Source organism: Luteimonas sp. TWI662, from assembly GCF_039673825.1.
Classification (GTDB): Bacteria; Pseudomonadota; Gammaproteobacteria; order Xanthomonadales; family Xanthomonadaceae; genus Luteimonas.
On record NZ_JBDJMI010000002.1, the window covers coordinates 181519 to 198116 of the forward strand.

The window sequence follows — 16598 nt, forward strand, 5'->3', positions numbered from 1 at the left end:
CCTATTGTGCGCCGGTGGCCTGGGTGTGCGCCTCCAGCGCGAGATTGAGCGCGAGCACGTTCACCCGCGCCGCGCCCAACAGGCCGAACGTCGGCCCCTGGGTGTGCGCATCGACCAGCGCCTGTACCCACGCCGGGTCGAGGCCGCGCGCCGCCGCGACCCGCGCGACCTGCAGGCGCGCCGCCGCTGGCCCGATATGCGGGTCGATGCCACTGCCAGAACGGGTGATCAACGCGTCCGGCACGTCCACGGCGGCGACGCCCTCACGCGCGGCAATGGCCCGACGCGCGGCTGCGATCTCGGCCAGCAACGTCGGATTGCCTCGTGCCAGGTTGCTGCCGGCCATCGCCATCGGGTCGTAACCGGCCGCCGAAGGACGCGGCACGAACCAGCGTGCCCCCGCGAACGGCTGGCCGACCAGCGACGAGCCGACAATACGGCCGTCGCGCTCGAGCAGGCTGCCCTGGGCCTGCACCGGGAACAGCACGCGCCCAAGTCCAGTGGCGAGCAGCGCGTAGCCCAGGCCGGCGACCAACAGCGCGATCAGGGCCAGGCCCAGGGCCGGCCGCAGCACGCCGGTGGAATGCGAAGACGGAATGTCGGTCATGGCGAATCCTCTAGTGGCCGACACCGGCGGCCAGCGCCATGTCGATGAGCTTGATCGCGGCGAACGGCAGCAGGACGCCGCCCAGGCCGTAGACGAGCATGTTCCGGCGGAGCAACGCGGTCGCGCCGGACGCGCGGAAGCGCACACCGCGCAGCGCCAGGGGGATCAGCAGCGGGATGATGGCGGCGTTGAACACCAGCGCCGCGAGCACCGCATTGCGCGGGCTCGACAGCCGCATCACGTCCAGCGCCGAGAGCGCGGGCACCGACGCGGCGAACAGCGCCGGCAGGATCGCGAAGTACTTGGACACATCGTTGGCGAGCGAGAACGTCGTCAGCGCGCCCCGCGTGATCAACTGCTGCTTGCCGACCTCGACCACGCGCAGCAGCTTGGCCGGGTCGGAGTCCAGATCGACCATGTTGCCGGCCTCCTTGGCCGCCTGGGTGCCGGCGTGCATTGCCAGGCCCACGTCCGCCTGCGCCAGCGCCGGCGCATCGTTGGTGCCGTCGCCGACCATCGCCACCAGCCGGCCCTGCGCCTGCTCGGCGCGGATGCGTGCGAGCTTGTCCTCCGGACGGGCCTCGGCGATGTAGTCGTCGACGCCGGCCTCGGCCGCGATCGCAGCGGCGGTCAGCGGGTTGTCGCCGGTGATCATCACCGTGCGGATGCCCATGCCGCGCAGCTGCGCGAACTTCTCGCGGATGCCGGTCTTGACCACGTCCGACAACTCGACCACGCCGAGCACGTGCGGGCCTTCGGCGACGACCAGCGGCGTGGCGCCGCCGCGTGCGACCTGCTCGACGCGCGCACGCAGTTCCGTCGGCACCGCGCCGCCCAGCGCGGCGACATGCGCGACGATCGCATCCATCGCGCCCTTGCGGATCAGCCGGGGCGCATCACCTCCGCTCAGGTCCACCCCGCTCATGCGCGTCTGTGCAGTGAACGCGACAAAGTGCGCCTGCGCCGGGGCCTCGAGCGAGGTCCCCGGCCGCCGCGCCAGCCGCACGATCGACTTGCCCTCGGGGGTGGGATCGGCGAGCGAGGCGAGGAGCGCCGCTTCGCGCAGCGCGTCAGGATCGATTCCCGCCAGCGGATGCAGCGCGGTCGCCTGCCGATCGCCGTGGGTGATCGTGCCGGTCTTGTCGAGCAACAGCACGTCGATATCACCGGCCACCTCGACCGCCTTGCCGGACTTCGCCAACACATTCGCCGACAGCGCGCGGTTCATGCCGGCGATGCCGATCGCCGGCAGCAGCCCGCCGATGGTCGTGGGGATCAGGCACACCAACAGCGCGATCAACAGCAAGGGATCGAGCGTCGCGCCGACGAAACCGGCAATCGCCGGCAGCGTCACCACCACGACCAGGAACGTCAGCGTCATCGTCGCCAGCAGCAGGCCGAGCGCGACCTCGTTGGGCGTCTTCTGTCGATTCGCCCCCTCGACCAGCGCGATCATGCGGTCCAGGAAGCTGTGCCCGGCCTCGACCGTGACCCGCACGACGATCTCGTCGGAGAGCACCTTGGTGCCGCCGATCACGCCGCTGCGATCGGTGCCGGCCTCGCGCAGCACGGGTGCCGACTCGCCGGTGACGGCCGCCTCGTTGATCGTTGCCAGGCCGAGCACGATCTCGCCATCGGCCGGGACCAACTCGCCTTCCGACACGATCACCAGATCGCCGGGCCGAAGCGCGGATGCGGCCACATGTTCCGGCGTCTCGGTGGCCTGCGCCGAGGCCACCCGACGTGCGACCAGATCCTGGCGGGCGCGCCGCAACGACGCGGCCTGTCCACGGCCGCGCGCTTCGGCCATCGCCTCGGCGAAGTTCGCGAACAGCACGGTGATCGCCAGCAATCCGGTCACCGCCCAACCCAGGCCAGGCGACGACGCCCGGCCGGCCACGGTCAGCGCGGCGGTCATCAGCGTGCCGAGCCAGACCACGGCCATCACCGGATTGCGCAACGCGTGCTGCGGCGCGAGTTTGACGAATGCGTGGCGCGCCGCGGCGCGCAGGATGCCGGTATCGAACAGACCGGGATTGGTCCCGCGCACGGGCGCGGCGTCTTGGGAAACGGAAGTCATCGCATCAAGTCCCCGTATGGGCCGCGGCCAGTGCCAGATGCTCGGCCACCGGCCCGAGCACCAGCACCGGCATGAATTGGAGAAGCGTGAGTACGGCGACGATCGCCAGTAGCGTCAGCCCGAACGTCGGCGTCTCGATCCGCAGCGTGCCGACGCTCTCAGGTGCCGCGCGCTTGGCTGCGAGCAGCGCGGCGATGACCAGCGGGATCACCAGCGCCGGATAGCGGCCGAGCGCGAGCGCCGCGGTCGTCGTCAGGTTCCACCACAGCGACGCATCGGCCAGGCCTTCGAAGCCCGAACCATTGTTGGCAAACGCAGATGCGTACTCGTAGAACACCTGACCGATGCCGTGCGCGCCCGGGTTGGAGGTGCCTGCCAGCGACGGCATCGCCAGTGTCGTCGCGGTCAGGCCCAGCAGCACCACGGGTTGCAGCAGTACCAGGACCGCCAGCAGGCGCACCTCCGGCGCCTCGATCTTGCGGCCGAACAGCTCCGGCGTGCGGCCGGTCATCAACCCGGCCACAAACACCGCCAGCAGCAGGTAGACCAGGAACTGCTGCAGGCCGCAGCCAATGCCGCCCCAGATCGCATTGACCAGCATGTTGCCCATCGCCACCAGCCCGGTCAGCGGCGCCGCCGAGTCGTGCATCATGTTCACCGAGCCGTTGTTGACCTGCGTGGTCAGCGCCGCCCATGCCGCCGAGGCGTCGACGCCAAAGCGCACTTCCTTGCCTTCCATCAGCGCCGCCTCGACCGGAACCGGCCCATGACGCTCGGCCCAGAGCGCTGCGCCTCCCGACAGCAACGACATCGCCAGCATGCATGCGAACACCAGTCCGGCGAACCGGCGCCGGCCGGTGAACGCACCGACCATCGTCACGACCGACACCGGCAGCAATACGATCGCCAGCATCTCCAGCAGGTTGGACAGCGGCGTCGGATTCTCCAGCGGCGCAGCGCTGTTGGGCCCGTACCAGCCGCCGCCATTGCTGCCCAGCTGCTTGGCCGCAACCATCGCCGACACCGGGCCGAGCGGAATCTTCTGGCGGGTCATTTCCGCGCTCGCGTCGAGAGGCGTCGCCTCGGGTCCACCTGCCAGCGTCGAGGGCACGCCCTGTGCCGTCAGCAGCAGCGACCACAGCAGACACAGCGGCAACATGACACGCACCATCGGGCGGACGACGTCGGCCCAGTAGTTGCCGATGTCGATGTGCGCGGCCGTTCGATCACGCGCATCGCCGGGCAAAGCCGCAACAACGGGGGGCGCTGATTGCGCGCCGTTCTCGGTCTGCATCGCAAGGCGTCCACCGAACAACCCGCGCAAGGTCGCCACGACCAGCGCCAGCCCCATCATCGGCGTCACCACCTGCAGCCCGACGATCGCCGTCATCTGCGCCAGGTGCGAGAGCTGCGCCTGACCGGCGTAATGCTGCTGGTTGGTGTTGGTCAGGAACGACATCGCCGTATGCAGCGCCAGGTCCCAGCGCATGTTCGGCGCGCCGTTGGGGTTGAGCGGCAGCCACGCCTGCACCATCAACACCGCGGTCGCGAGTGCGAGCAGCACCGCGTTGCTGGCCAGGAATGCAGCTGCATACGCCTTCCAGCCCATACCGACCGAAGGGTCGACGCCGAGCAGCCGGTACAACGGCCGTTCCAAGCGCGCGAACACCCGATCGCCCGGCGCTGGCCCGCCGCGCATCACCGCCGCGAGATAGCGCCCAAGCGGCCACGCCAGCACGGCAGCCAGGGCGAGGGCAACCAGAAATTCGATCATGACGCGCATCCGTAGCGATGAAGAAGCATGTTCAGAACGACGCTTGCAGCGCCGCCTCCATTCGCGACCCGGCCCATCCGCCGAACGCACGCTGGACCGACGCACTGGTGTTGTGCATCGTCAGTCGCAACGCCAGCGGCGGGGCGAGCGTTCACACCACGCCCGCCTGGACGTGCGTGTAATCGTTGGCGCCGCTGGCCGCATGCAGCCAGTAGCGACCGACCGCAATCTCGAACCAGAGACGGTCGTCGACGGGGATCCGCATGCCCACCTGTGCATAGGTGCCCGGCGCGCCGCTGGCCAACGCATCGGACGCATGCGCCAATTGCAGCCAGGCGCGCGTGCGCCAGGTCAGCGTGGCGCCGAACTCCGTCCAGTCCAGATCGACCGCGGCACCGGGATAGCGGTAATGCGTGAGCGCGGCATCGAGCGCGAACGCGTCCGACAGCGGACCGGCCCAGCCGGCCACGAGGTCGAGCTCGTGTGAGGCAGCCGTCTGCGGCGCGAAACGTACGTCAGAGCCCCAAGCCTGGGCATAGAACCCGTGCATGCCGGCGAACTTGATGCCGGCCTGCACGGCCGGCCCCTCGTCGCTCTGGCTGGTGCCGCGCCAGACATAATCGCTGGTCAGCGTTGCACTGCCCGACAGCTCGGTGGCCGCAACACTGCCGACCGACGACACCAGCAAAGCAAGCGACAGGGCAACCCGGCGCGGGGTGACAGCACGACGATCCATGGCATCGGTCCTGGCGGACAGGCGCCGCCGATGCCGCGCAGTCTCGGTCCGGAGGCCATAAAGTCTCCATGCGGCCAGACGGGTGTCATCGTAAATTCGTCGTAAATCCGCCTCGCCGCTTGCCTGCCGAGTGCGGGAGACCGAGTCTGCTTGTGTACATTCGCGCCGCCTCGCGCGCACCGCGCATCCACACAGCGTGACCATCGACATCCCGTACCGATCTTTGCTTGACACATCACCGGCTCGGCCCGACGCTGGCAGCATGAAGATTGATATCGATGCGCTCGGCGTGCGCGAGCTCGATGCCCTGCTGGCCGCAGCCGAGAAACGCAGGGCAGTGCTGGCCAGCCGACGACCGTTGGCCGCCGTGCGCCAGGACCTGATCGCCTTCGCCGCCTCCCAGGGCTATGCGATCGAGGAACTCGTCGGCATACCGTCCGCACCGCACAGTGCCCGGACGCCTGCCAGAAAGCGCAAGCGCGCCAAGGCCGCCGTCAAGTACCGCGACCCGGACAACCGGCGCAATACCTGGTCGGGCCGTGGCCGCATGCCGCGCTGGCTGGCCGAGAAGACCAAGCGCGGCCAGAGCGCTGCGGATTTCCTGATCCCGGGGCTCGCCCGTCCGACCGCGAAGAAAAGCGCCCCGATCGGCCAGCGGACGGTGTTCAAGCAGGCCTGACGCGCACGCGCGACGGGCAAGCCACCCGCTGCCGTCGGGCCGCGCGCCTCGAGGCATGGACACGTGGCGCGTACCGAAGCGAGGGGGCGACCGAAGACCAGGCGGTCCTGACGCACCATCCCGTTTCCGGATACCGGGATTCCGGATATACGGTACTGCCACTTCCAACGAGGACATCCGGATGCCCGGCAAGTCGATCCACAAGCCCGAGTACAAGCTCCTGCTGGCCCTGCTGATCGAGATGCGCGACAAGGCCGGACTCAAGCAGGCCCAGTTGGCCGGGCAGCTGGAACGGTCGCAGTCCTACGTCAGCGATGTCGAGCGGGGCGTGCGCCGGCTCGATCTGCTGCAACTGCAGGAGTACTGCCAGGCCTGCGGCCAGGACCTGGTGGCCTTCGTCAGGAAGTTCGACAAGGCGACGCGCGCCCCGGAGGCGCGGCGCTGAGGCAGGCGCACTGCCTGGGCGGCGCCTGCAGCCAGCGCCCCAGTCGACCGCCTCGTGGCGGTCATTGCTTCGATCCAGTCGCGGTAGTGGCGCAGGCAAACATTGCACGCGACCTGGCCGTAACGTCCGGGCCATTCGCTCCGGACATCGCCCGGCACGCCCTTCCAGTCGGCCAGCCCGGAGCGCTGCCCACCCGACTGCACACCGCGAGGCCCAACCGCCCGCCGAAGCACAACCGGGGCTTTCGACGCGGCGGGCGGGCGCCGTCGAGCCGACCCCTGCGCCGCCGGGGCCTGTAAAATCGCCGTCTTTTGCGCGCCTCTCCGTGGATTACTCGCCCCGCCCCGCCCTCCAGGGTCCGACGTTCGTCCGGCTGCTGGCCCGCCTGACCGACGCCGAGGCGGCGCGGGCGGCGTTGGTGCCGGCCGATCGGCTGAGCGAGTGGATCGACTGGACGCGGGCGGTGGCGCTGTCGAAGGTGCTCGACGCACGGCCGGCGGCGGCGGACACGCCGGCCACGCCCAGCGCGCACGACCCGACCGCCGCCTGCGCGCGGGTCCGCGCGACGCTGGCGCAGGCCATCGCCAGTGCGCCCGAACTGGCGACGCCGCAGTCCGTCACGCCATCAGACCATGCCGATCCGGGCGACACCGCCAGCGACGCTGCACCCGATTTCGCACCGCTGCGCCAGCGCTGCCTGACGCTACAGCGCGCGATGCAGGCCGCCACCGGGCGACTGCGCGGGGAACTGCGCGAAGCGCTGGCCCAGCGCTCGGCGCAGGCGGCGCGGCTGGCCGAGGTGGATGCGGTCATGGAAGGCGCGCTGGCCCCGCGCGAATCCGCGTTGCTGGGCGCGGTGCCGATGCTGCTCGAAGCGCATTTCGAGCGGCTGCGCGCGGCCGCGGCCGACTCCCAGGCCACGGCGCACGGCCCCTGGCTCGATGGTTTTCGCAGGGACATGCAGGGCGTACTGAGCGCCGAACTGGATGTCCGTTTCCAACCGGTGGAAGCGCTGCTCGCCGCGCTTCGTGCCCCCTGACGCAGTCATGTCCATGTCCTCACGTACTCGCGCGCTCTCCCTTCTTCCCGCCTTGGCGTTCGCGCTGGGCCTGGCCGCGATCGCCTGGATCGCGCTGGGCTACATCGGCACCAACCCCTTGGCGCTCGCGGTGACGCTGCTGATTGGCGTGTGCTACGCGGCCGGCGCGCTCGAACTGTGGCGTTACCGCCGCGCGACAGGGACGCTGGCCGACGCCGTCGCTGGGCTGTCGACCACGCCGCCGTCGCTGGGCGACTGGCTCGACCGGCTGGACCCGTCGCTGCGCGCGGCCGTGCGCCTGCGGGTCGAAGGCGCGCGGACTGCGCTGCCGACCCCTGCGCTCACCCCATATCTGGTCGGCATGCTGGTGCTGCTGGGCATGCTCGGCACCTTGCTGGGCATGATGGCGATGCTGCGCGGCACCGGGCTGGCGCTGGAGACCGCGACCGACCTGCAGGCGATCCGCGATTCGCTGGCCGCGCCGGTCAAGGGGCTGGGCTTTGCGTTCGGCACATCGATCGCGGGAATCGCGAGTTCGGCGATGCTGGGCCTGGCATCGGCCCTGGTCCGCCGCGAGCGGTCCACGATCGTGCACGGACTCGACGCCGCGATCGCGACGACGCTGCGCCCGCATTCCCACGCCTACCGGCACGAGGAAACCCTGCGCCTGCTGCAGCGCCAGGTCGACACGATGCCGGCGCTGGTCGACCGGCTGCAGGCGATGATGGCGACGATCGAGCAGCAGGCCGGCGCGACGGACGAACGCCAGGCGGCGCAGCAGGCCGCGTTCCACGCCCGCACCGAGACCGTGTACACCCAGCTCGCCGCCTCGGTGGAGCGCTCGCTGCAGACCAGCGTGGCGCAGAGCGCGCAGGCCGCCACCGCGGCGCTGCAGCCGGTGTTCGAGACCACGATGGCGGCGCTGGCCCGCGAAACCACGGCGCTGCAGGCGCGAGTGGCCGAAGCCGTGGACCGCCAGTTGCAGGCGTTGACGCAGGGCTTCGAGGCCTCGACGCACGCCGTGGCCGCACGCTGGGACCAGGCGCTCGACGGCCAGCAGGCGGCCAGTGCAGCCCTGACCGGCGAGTTGCAGGCAGCACTGGCGGGGTTCAACGCCAGCTTCGAGCAACGCGCCAGCGGGCTGCTCGACGCGGTCGTCGCGCGCCTCGATGCCACCGCCGCGCAGGCCGCGACGCTGCACGGCACCGTCGCTGACGGCGTGGATCGCCAGTTGCAGGCGGTCACCGCCGGTCTGGCGGCCTCGACAGCCGAGGTCACCGAGCGCTGGCAGCAGGCGCTCGCCGGCCAACAGGCCGCCCAGGCCGCGCTGGTGAACGATCTGCGCGAGACGCTGGCAGGTGTCGGCGAGACCTTCGAGCAGCGCACGACGACGCTCGTGGACGGCGTCGCGACGCGACTGGAGGCAACCACCGGCCAGATCGCCGACGGGTGGCGCCAGACATTGGCGCAGCAGACCGACGCACACGATGCGCAGGCCGACCGCCACGAGCAGGCCCTGACCACGGCCGCGGCGGCGTTCGAGCGCCATTCGGCCGCCTTGCTTGAGCGCGTCGATGCGTCGCACGGCGCGTTGCAGTCCGCGCTTGCCGAGCAGGACCGCGCACGGCTGGCCGCCTGGACCGACAGCCTGGCCGCACTGGCCGGCGCGCTGCGTGAGGACTGGGCGCAGGCGGGCGCCGAGACCGCCCGCCAGCAGCAAACCATCTGCGACACGCTGGCGGCCACCGCCGACACCATCACCGCGCAGACCCGTGAGCAAGCCGGCCAGACGATCGCCGAGATCTCGCGCCTGATCGACACCGCCTCGCAGGCCCCGCGGGCCGCGGCCGAAGTGATCGCCGAACTGCGCCAGTCGCTGTCCGACAGCATGGCCCGCGACACCGCGATGCTGGAAGAACGCACCCAGATGCTGTCCACGCTCGATACGCTGTTGGGCGCGGTCAACCATGCCTCGACCGAGCAGCGGGCGGCGATCGACGCACTGGTGTCGACCTCGGCCGACCTGCTCGAGCGCGTGGGCACCCGCTTCACCGACCACGTCGAGGCCGAAACCGGCAAGCTAGGTGCGGTCGCCGACCAGGTGACCGTCGGCGCGGCCGAAGTCGCCAGCCTGGGTGAGGCCTTCGGCGCCGCCGCGCAGGTGTTCGGCGAGGCCAACGCGCAACTGGCCGAGCGCCTGGCGCGGATCGAGGACACGCTGGAGAAGGCCCTGGCGCGCAGCGACGAGCAGTTGGCCTACTACGTCGCCCAGGCACGTGAGGTCGTGGACCTGAGCGTGCTGGCGCAGCGGCAGATCGTCGAGGAGCTGCAACAACTGGGCGGCCGCCAGGCCGGCGCGGCATGAGCCTGGAGCTCGACGGCGACGAATCGAGCGCAGCCCCCGTCTGGGCCGCATTCGGCGACCTGATGTCGGTGCTGCTCGGCGCGTTCGTGCTGATCCTGGTCGGCGTGATCGGCGTGCAGTTGCAGTTGGAGATGAAGCTCGACGCCGAGATCGCGCAACGCCAGGCCGAGCAGCAGCGCCTGCAAACGCTGGAGCAGGCCCTGGCCGCACCGCTTGCGGCAGGGCGCATCACGCTGGTCGACGGCCGCATCGGCATCCGTGGCAGCGTGCTGTTCGCAGATGCTTCCGACCAGTTGCAGCCCGAGGGCCGCGACCTGCTTCGCAGCCTGGCCGGCCCGCTGGCGGAGTACCTGGCCTCACGCGACGAGATCCTGATGGTCAGCGGCTTCACCGACGACCGTGCACTGCGCGACCGCGTGCACTTCGCCGACAACTGGGACCTGTCGGCGCAGCGCGCGCTGACCGTGACCCGCGCGCTGGTCGGCGACGGCGTGCCGGCCGATTCGGTGTTCGCCGCCGCCTTCGGCGCGCAGCAGCCGGTGGCCTCGAACGCCGACGCCGAGGGCCGCGCACGCAACCGCCGGGTCGAGATGGCCCCGGTACCGCGCAACCCGGCCGCGCGCGATGGCCGCTGAGCCCCCCCTGCCCGATCCCGCGGCGCTGCACGCCCGGCTCGACGCCTGGCGCGCGCAGGGTCTGGACCGGCACCAACCGCTGCGTGTGCAGACGGTGGCGGCGCTGCTGCAACGCGCCTCGCGCCTGCACGGGGCGCCGCGCGAGGCGCTGCTGCGGCGGGCGGGCGCATGGGCCGAGCGCGTGGACCCAGCGCCCAAGGCCGCCGCGCCCGAGCCGACGGCGCCCGGTCCGCTGGGCGCGCTGACGCGCGCGATGTGCGCCGGACCCGATGCCACGCGCTACCCCGAGCTGCCCGCGCTCGATACGTTCCGGCGGCTGTGGTCGGCGGTGCGCATCGGCAGCCAGGTGCGACGTTCGCTGGCGAAGACGTCCGACGACGCCGGCCCGCTGAACTCGGCCCGTCTGGTGCACCGCTCGCTGACCCTGATGCGCCAGGTCTCGCCCGACTACCTGCAACATTTCCTGGCCTACGTGGACACGCTGTCGGGCCTGGCGCAGTTGCAGGAGGCCGGTGCCCTGCCGGGCCAGACAGCGGCGCCGACACCGGCGGGCAAGCCGCGCGCCCGGTCGAAGTCGCGCCGGCGGCAGGGCGAGGGCGGCTGAAGCACGCCCTCACGCGCCCGCACGCCAGGCGGCGCCTTCCGCATTACGCTCGTCTTCACCCGCCTTGCATCGCAGGGTCGGTTGCGGCAATATGGCCGGCTCGTTGCGTCCGGATCATGGCGACATGGTCCCGACCCGCCCGGGGAAGCGCGGTCTTCCCGGCGGCGGTGCCACGAGAGGTTTCGACTCCCGTACCGCGCGATGGCCTTGCCGTCGGGGCCGCCATCTCCCTGGCCAAGGGCGATACCGTTCGCGGAACATCCTTTCCGCAGGAGCCCGACTCACCGTCGGACTTCCCATTATCGAGGTGCACCATGTCCCGAGTCTGCCAAGTCACCGGCAAGCGCACGACGACCGGCAACAACGTCTCGCACGCGCTCAACCGTACCCGCCGCCGTTTCCTCCCGAACCTGCACGAGCGCCGGTTCTGGGTCGCCAGCGAAAACCGCTGGGTGAAGCTGCGTGTGTCCACCAAGGCCCTGCGCACCATCGACAAGAACGGTATCGACGCCGTCCTCGCCGAGCTCCGTGCCCGCGGCGAGAAGATCTGAGGAGTAACGCAACATGGCAGGCAAGCGCGACAAGATCCGTCTGATTTCCTCGGCCAACACCGGCCACTTCTACACGACGGACAAGAACAAGAAGAACACCCCCGGCAAGATGGAGATCAAGAAGTACGATCCCGTCGTCCGCAAGCACGTGGTCTACAAGGAAGGCAAGATCAAGTGACCTGACCGCGCGTTCGCCTACGCGAACGCCGTCGTGTCACCCCCGCATCCGCGGGGCCTGGAAAGCCCGCCGCAAGGCGGGCTTTCTGCGTTTCGGGGCGCATGCCCGATGGCGGTGGCCCAGGGCGTACAAGCGCTAAGTCCGTCCAAGCCGATCCGTTCAACGCCTCCATGCGCCCGACCTTGGCGTGCATCCGAGCCCAGATCTGCGCCGTGAGCACGCCGCGCCCTGCACAATCGTCCGATGGACTGGCATGCCCTGAACCTCGGACTGGCGATTCTGATCGCCGACTGGACGATCCGGATCGTCGCCCTGCTGTGGATTCCCTCGCGCACCCGTCCGGCGGCGGCGCGCAGCTGGCTGCTGTTGATCGGCTTCGTCCCGCTGGCCGGCCTGCCGCTGTACCTGCTGTTCGGCCATCCCTGGCTCTCGCGCGACCGCATCGCGCGACAGCGCCAGGCCTCGCAGGTGATCCGCGAAGAGCAACTGCCGCTGGCCGACCTGCGCTGGACACCGCCCGATGCCGGCGCCTCGGCCGAGATGGCGCCGCTGCTCGAACGGCTGGGCGATTTCATGCCCACACATGGCAATGCGGTGCAACTGATCGACGACTACGACGGTGCACTGCAAGCCTTGCTGGCCGATATCGACGGCGCGCGCACCCGCGTCCATCTGCTCTATTACCTGATGTTCGACGACGGCACCGGCGAGGCGGTGACCGAAGCGCTCGAACGCGCGGCCGCACGCGGGGTGACCTGCCGGCTGCTGCTCGATGCGGTCGGCGCCAAGCGTGGCCTGCGCCGCTATGCGCGCCGGCTGCTCGCGGCCGGGGTGCAGGTCCACGCGATGCTGCCCGGCGGGCTGCAGTGGCGCCGCAGCGGACGCATGGACCTGCGCAATCACCGCAAGGTCGCGGTGATCGACGACACCGCGGCCTATGTCGGCTCGCAGAACCTGGCCGATGCGGACTTCATCGTCAGTGCCCCCAACCGCGAACTGGTCGCGCGCGTGCAGGGCCCGGCGCTGGCGCACCTGGAGGCGGTCTTCGCCAGCGACTGGTTCATCGAGACCGGTGAGCGGCTCGCGGTCGCCCCGACCACCGCACTGCCCGATGCCGATGTCGCCGCGCAGCTGCTGCCCAGCGGGCCGGCCTATCCATTCGAGAACGCGCGCGATACCGTCAACGCGCTGATCCACCTGGCCCGGCGCCGGCTGGTGCTGACCACGCCCTACTTCGTGCCCGACGATGCCACGCTCAGCGCTCTGCGTATCGCTGCACTGTCGGGCGTGGAGGTGCAACTGATCCTCTCGGCCAGCAACAACCAGCGGCTGACCGCCTGGGCGCAGGCCTCGTACTACGGCGAACTGCTCGAAAGCGGCATCCGGATCGCGCTGTACCGGCCGCACTTCCTGCACGCCAAGCACATGAGTATCGACGACGAGATGGCACTGGTCGGCTCGATCAATCTCGACATCCGCTCGTTCGCGCTCAACGCCGAGATCGGCCTGCTGGTCTACGACCGCGACGTGGTGACGCGCATGCGCGCGATCGAGGCCGGCTACCTGGCCGACGCCACCCCGGTGACGCTGGAGGACTGGCAACGGCGCCCGGCCTGGCGTCGCAGCCTGGAAGGGATCGCCCGACTGGCCGACTCGTTCCTGTAACGACTGCGCGGCGCGTGCGCCCTAGAACCCGCCGCCGGCATCGAGCCAAGCCTGCTCCTCGGGCGTATTGGTGCGGCCCAGGACGTGGTTGCGGTGCGGGAAGCGGCCGAAGCGCGCGATGACGTCCAGATGCGCCTGCGCATACTCGCGGTAGGTCGCGATCCCGACATCGGCGAACAACTCCACCGATCGCTGCTGGTCGGCGAGATCCTCGGCGTGTTCGAACGGCAAGTACACGAAGCCACGCAGCGCATCGTCATGTTCGCGATCGAGGCCGGCGTCCACCATCGCCTGCGCGTGGTGGCGGGCCAGGGCGTCGGTCGCGAAGGCGTGCGCGCTGCCGCGGAAGATGTTGCGGGGAATCTGGTCGAGCAGGATCAGCAGCGCCAGCCCGCCCTCGGCGGTCTTGGCCCAGTGGTCGAGCTCGCGGCGGGCAGCGGCAAAATGGGCGTCGCGGAAGCGGCGCTCGCAGTCGCGGTCGAAGGCCTCGCCACCACCGAACCACTTCGCCATACCAGCCTCGCGCCAGAACGCGGTCACTATCTCGGGAGTCATCGTATCCATGGGGCGAGCCTAACGCGGCCGGGCGCGAAAAGGCGCAAAACGCTGCCAACATCACGGGCCCCGACCTATACTTTCGCCCTCTCTCATTGATGGATACCGCCATGCGTCGCATGTTCCGCCTGTTGCCCGCGCTTCTCGTCTTGTCCGCGGCCTTCCTGCTGTCGGCCTGCCAGCGCGGCGAGGCCGATCAGGCCCTGCTGCAGGCGCCGGCCGTTGGCGATCTGTACGCCGCCGAGCTCAGCGCCTTCTCCGACTACGAGTTCACCGACGACAAGCAGACTGCGATCGACCCGGCCTACGGCCTGATGAAAGTGGTGGCGGTCGAGGACGACGGCGTGGTCGTGGTGACCGAGAACGCCGCCCTGGGCACCCGCGACCGCGCCCGCTCGGACATCAAGGACCCGTCGACCGTCGTGTTCGACGACAGCGAGCGCATCTCGATCTCCAAGGCCGACCTGGCCAAGGCGTACAAGGACGACCTGATCTACGTCGTGCGCCGGCCCGCCGCCGAGTGAGCCACGCGCCATGCGAGACGAAGAAGCCCGGCGTGTGCCGGGCTTTTTTGTGCGTCGCTGCCGACCAACGGCCGTCGGCACGTCTCTGCCTAGCGACCCGGTCGGGCAGGCCCGAGCGCGAGCAGTTCGGTGCCGATCGCGACGTGGGTGATCGCCTCGCCGTCCCAGTGATAGTGCAGATGCGGGCCCTGGCGCGCCGGCGAGACCAGGTCGGGATGGAACGCGGCGATGCACTGGCCACCCGGCCGCCGCACGCTGTCGTAGACGATGCCCTCACTGCCGGCCGCGCGCAGTGCGACGGCCGCACGCTGGCTGGCGCCGTAGTGATCGGGATCGTGCAGGGCCGGCCAGCCACCGCGGATGTCGTGGAAGTCGCCGGCTACGTCCGCCAGATAGCTGCGCAACTGCAGCACACAGGGCGGCTCGCGCGTGTGCCGCAGGAAGCGGCTGCGGTGATAGACGGTCTCGGCGATCGCGGTATCGCGGTCGCGGGCGGCGTAGTAGACGCCGAACGTTCCGTCCGCGAAGCGCGAGCCGTCGCGGTTGGGATGGGTGAAGGCGGCCATGATCGCGGTGGTCCCGGGACCGGCGATCCGACGCCCTGGCGGCACCAGCTGGATCCTGCCCAGTTCCTGGCGCAGCCTCGGATTGGTCATGCCCTCGAGCTCGAACAGCGCCTCGAGGTCCTGGGGGTCGGCGATCGCGTCGAAGACGCCGACCGGCGGAAACCGGCTGGACACGATGCGATGGCTCGGCCGCCACGCGATCGGGCGGAGCGGAGGCGTCGCCTCAGTTCCAGCCGCGCTGGGCATCGAGATACTCGCGGACCACGTACAGGTCAGCGACGTGGCCGCCGAGCATCCGCTCCAGCGCCGACGTGCCGCCGAACGGCGGCGCGGTGTTGGCCCGATGCACCCAAGCATCGGCCTGCGCGTCGTCGGGGAACAGGATGTGCAGCGCCTTGTAGATGCCGAGCAGATAGCTGATCCGCTCCAGCACGTCGCCCGAGACGGCGCCTGCGCGGTCGCGCTTCCAGCGGAAATAGGTCGACCGCCCGGGGTTGCCGAGCAGCCGCCGTTCCTGATCGGCGCTCAGCCCCCAGCGCTCGGCGATGTTGAAGAACGCCTTGAGGGCCGGACCGGCGAGATCGCGACGGGTCGACGGGATCAGCGGCGCTTCGTTGACGTGCATGGCAGGCCTCCAAGTCCATGAATGGGACTTGATGCCTGTTATAGTCCCGAATGGGACTCGATGCAACCGCGTGCCGACGCCGGCGCCCGCGCGGTTCACGGTGGCGCCCTCGGTCAGCCCTCCAGCGGCGTCAGCAGCCGGAAGCGCGACTCTGTGGAATGGGCGGTGCCCGCGACAAGCGTGTCCGGACTGAAGCCCGGCGGATCGGGCAACGCCCAGGCCGGGCTGCTGCGTGGGCCGGGATGGTAGGCGCTCCACTGGCCGTAGGCCGGCACTGCCGGCGGCTGATTCCCCATGGTGAGCGCAAAATCGACCGGCACGCGAACGATCCAGTAACCGCTTTCGGGCACTTTGCCGTCATCCGGCGGCAAGAAGCGCCAGTCCTTTGCGGCCGCGAGCGCCGCCTTGGTCAATGCTTCGCGGACAGTCGCCATCTGACGTACAGTGCCCAGCGCGGTCAGGTTGACCTGCTCGGCCGCAACTTCGCCTACACCGCCGTTCGGTACCACCTGCACAAGCAGGTAGACCGTGCCTTGGCCGCCCATCATCACGCTTTGTCGGGGATAGCGAGGGGGCCGCATTTCGACCGATCGGACCCTGGCGGAGTCGGGGTTGTCGGCCGACGCCTCATCGCCGAAGTGCGCACTGCGAATCGCGATCGTCATATGGTCCTCGCCCGCAGGGGTCGCGACCACGCGCAGCCCCATCTTCGCGCGCGCCGGCACGGGCACGCCATCGACGAGCACCGGTTCGAACCGCATCTCAGGCACGAAACGCCGCAGCAAGTTCACAACGTGCGCGGGCAGCTTGTCCTCCTGATCGATCGCATGGGCCGACACCCGGCCATCGCGTTCGATGTCGACGGTCCCGGTCACCAGCATGCTGGCCTCGACCTCGCTGCGGATCTGGCGCGCGTTCTGCGCGAACACCGGCGGCAGACACAGCGCCAACAGCGCGAGCAGCACAACGA

General features: G+C 70.2%; 18 protein-coding genes. 10 read left to right on the forward strand and 8 right to left on the reverse strand.

Annotated features, from left to right (window positions below):
• Position 1: 1 nt before the first annotated feature.
• From kdpC to ABE488_RS03320, 4 genes are all read right to left on the reverse strand, one after another.
• The gene (gene kdpC / locus ABE488_RS03305; protein WP_346447162.1) at positions 2-607 is read right to left on the reverse strand and encodes a potassium-transporting ATPase subunit KdpC; all 606 of its coding nucleotides are present in this window, start codon (positions 605-607) and stop codon (positions 2-4) included.
• Between the two features lie 10 nt (positions 608-617).
• The gene (gene kdpB, locus ABE488_RS03310; protein ID WP_346447163.1) at positions 618-2687 is read right to left on the reverse strand and encodes a potassium-transporting ATPase subunit KdpB; all 2070 of its coding nucleotides are present in this window, start codon (positions 2685-2687) and stop codon (positions 618-620) included.
• Positions 2688-2691: 4 nt separating this feature from the next.
• Complete coding sequence (locus tag ABE488_RS03315) at positions 2692-4461, reverse strand: potassium-transporting ATPase subunit KdpA (RefSeq protein ID WP_346447164.1); 1770 nt, start codon at positions 4459-4461, stop codon at positions 2692-2694.
• Between the two features lie 151 nt (positions 4462-4612).
• Complete coding sequence (locus ABE488_RS03320; protein ID WP_346447165.1) at positions 4613-5197, reverse strand: TorF family putative porin; 585 nt, start codon at positions 5195-5197, stop codon at positions 4613-4615.
• Between the two features lie 196 nt (positions 5198-5393).
• Here ABE488_RS03320 and ABE488_RS03325 point away from each other — a divergent pair, with 196 nt between their 5' ends.
• From ABE488_RS03325 to cls, 9 genes are all read left to right on the forward strand, one after another.
• Positions 5394-5876 (forward strand): H-NS histone family protein, encoded by a 483-nt coding sequence (locus ABE488_RS03325; protein WP_346447166.1) that lies wholly within the window; start codon positions 5394-5396, stop codon positions 5874-5876.
• 181 nt (positions 5877-6057) lie between these two features.
• Positions 6058-6321, forward strand: a complete 264-nt coding sequence (locus tag ABE488_RS03330; RefSeq protein ID WP_346444268.1) for a helix-turn-helix transcriptional regulator — start codon at positions 6058-6060, stop codon at positions 6319-6321.
• Between the two features lie 325 nt (positions 6322-6646).
• Entirely contained in the window at positions 6647-7360 is a 714-nt protein-coding gene (locus ABE488_RS03335) for a DUF3348 domain-containing protein (RefSeq protein ID WP_346447167.1), read from the forward strand.
• Between the two features lie 13 nt (positions 7361-7373).
• Positions 7374-9725 (forward strand): DUF802 domain-containing protein, encoded by a 2352-nt coding sequence (locus ABE488_RS03340; protein WP_346447168.1) that lies wholly within the window; start codon positions 7374-7376, stop codon positions 9723-9725.
• On the forward strand, positions 9722-10360 hold the full coding sequence (locus ABE488_RS03345; protein ID WP_346444264.1) for an OmpA family protein: 639 nt from the start codon (positions 9722-9724) through the stop codon (positions 10358-10360). Before ABE488_RS03340 ends, ABE488_RS03345 begins: the two co-directional genes overlap by 4 nt.
• Positions 10350-10964 carry a DUF2894 domain-containing protein gene (locus ABE488_RS03350; RefSeq protein WP_346447169.1) on the forward strand — a complete coding sequence of 205 codons (615 nt, stop codon included), beginning with the start codon at positions 10350-10352 and terminating at the stop codon, positions 10962-10964. The genes ABE488_RS03345 and ABE488_RS03350 overlap by 11 nt, the downstream gene beginning before the upstream one ends.
• A gap of 314 nt (positions 10965-11278) precedes the next feature.
• A complete protein-coding gene (gene rpmB / locus ABE488_RS03355) occupies positions 11279-11515 on the forward strand; it encodes a 50S ribosomal protein L28 (RefSeq protein ID WP_047137660.1) in 237 nt (78 codons plus the stop codon).
• Between the two features lie 13 nt (positions 11516-11528).
• Positions 11529-11693, forward strand: a complete 165-nt coding sequence (gene rpmG / locus ABE488_RS03360; protein ID WP_183424779.1) for a 50S ribosomal protein L33 — start codon at positions 11529-11531, stop codon at positions 11691-11693.
• A gap of 243 nt (positions 11694-11936) precedes the next feature.
• The gene (cls, locus tag ABE488_RS03365; RefSeq protein ID WP_346444262.1) at positions 11937-13358 is read left to right on the forward strand and encodes a cardiolipin synthase; all 1422 of its coding nucleotides are present in this window, start codon (positions 11937-11939) and stop codon (positions 13356-13358) included.
• A 21-nt stretch (positions 13359-13379) separates the two neighbouring features.
• Here the strand turns inward: cls and ABE488_RS03370 are convergent, their stop codons facing one another.
• Positions 13380-13922: a DUF924 family protein gene (locus ABE488_RS03370; protein ID WP_346444261.1), complete on the reverse strand. Its 543-nt coding sequence runs from the start codon at positions 13920-13922 to the stop codon at positions 13380-13382.
• A 101-nt stretch (positions 13923-14023) separates the two neighbouring features.
• Between ABE488_RS03370 and ABE488_RS03375 the strand changes: the two genes are divergently transcribed.
• The gene (locus ABE488_RS03375) at positions 14024-14437 is read left to right on the forward strand and encodes a hypothetical protein (RefSeq protein ID WP_346444260.1); all 414 of its coding nucleotides are present in this window, start codon (positions 14024-14026) and stop codon (positions 14435-14437) included.
• An 89-nt stretch (positions 14438-14526) separates the two neighbouring features.
• Here the strand turns inward: ABE488_RS03375 and ABE488_RS03380 are convergent, their stop codons facing one another.
• From ABE488_RS03380 to ABE488_RS03390, 3 genes are all read right to left on the reverse strand, one after another.
• Positions 14527-15177, reverse strand: a complete 651-nt coding sequence (locus ABE488_RS03380) for an RES family NAD+ phosphorylase (protein WP_346447170.1) — start codon at positions 15175-15177, stop codon at positions 14527-14529.
• A gap of 49 nt (positions 15178-15226) precedes the next feature.
• The gene (locus tag ABE488_RS03385; protein ID WP_346444258.1) at positions 15227-15628 is read right to left on the reverse strand and encodes an MbcA/ParS/Xre antitoxin family protein; all 402 of its coding nucleotides are present in this window, start codon (positions 15626-15628) and stop codon (positions 15227-15229) included.
• 113 nt (positions 15629-15741) lie between these two features.
• Positions 15742-16593, reverse strand: a complete 852-nt coding sequence (locus tag ABE488_RS03390) for a TonB family protein (protein WP_346446063.1) — start codon at positions 16591-16593, stop codon at positions 15742-15744.
• Positions 16594-16598: the final 5 nt, after the last annotated feature.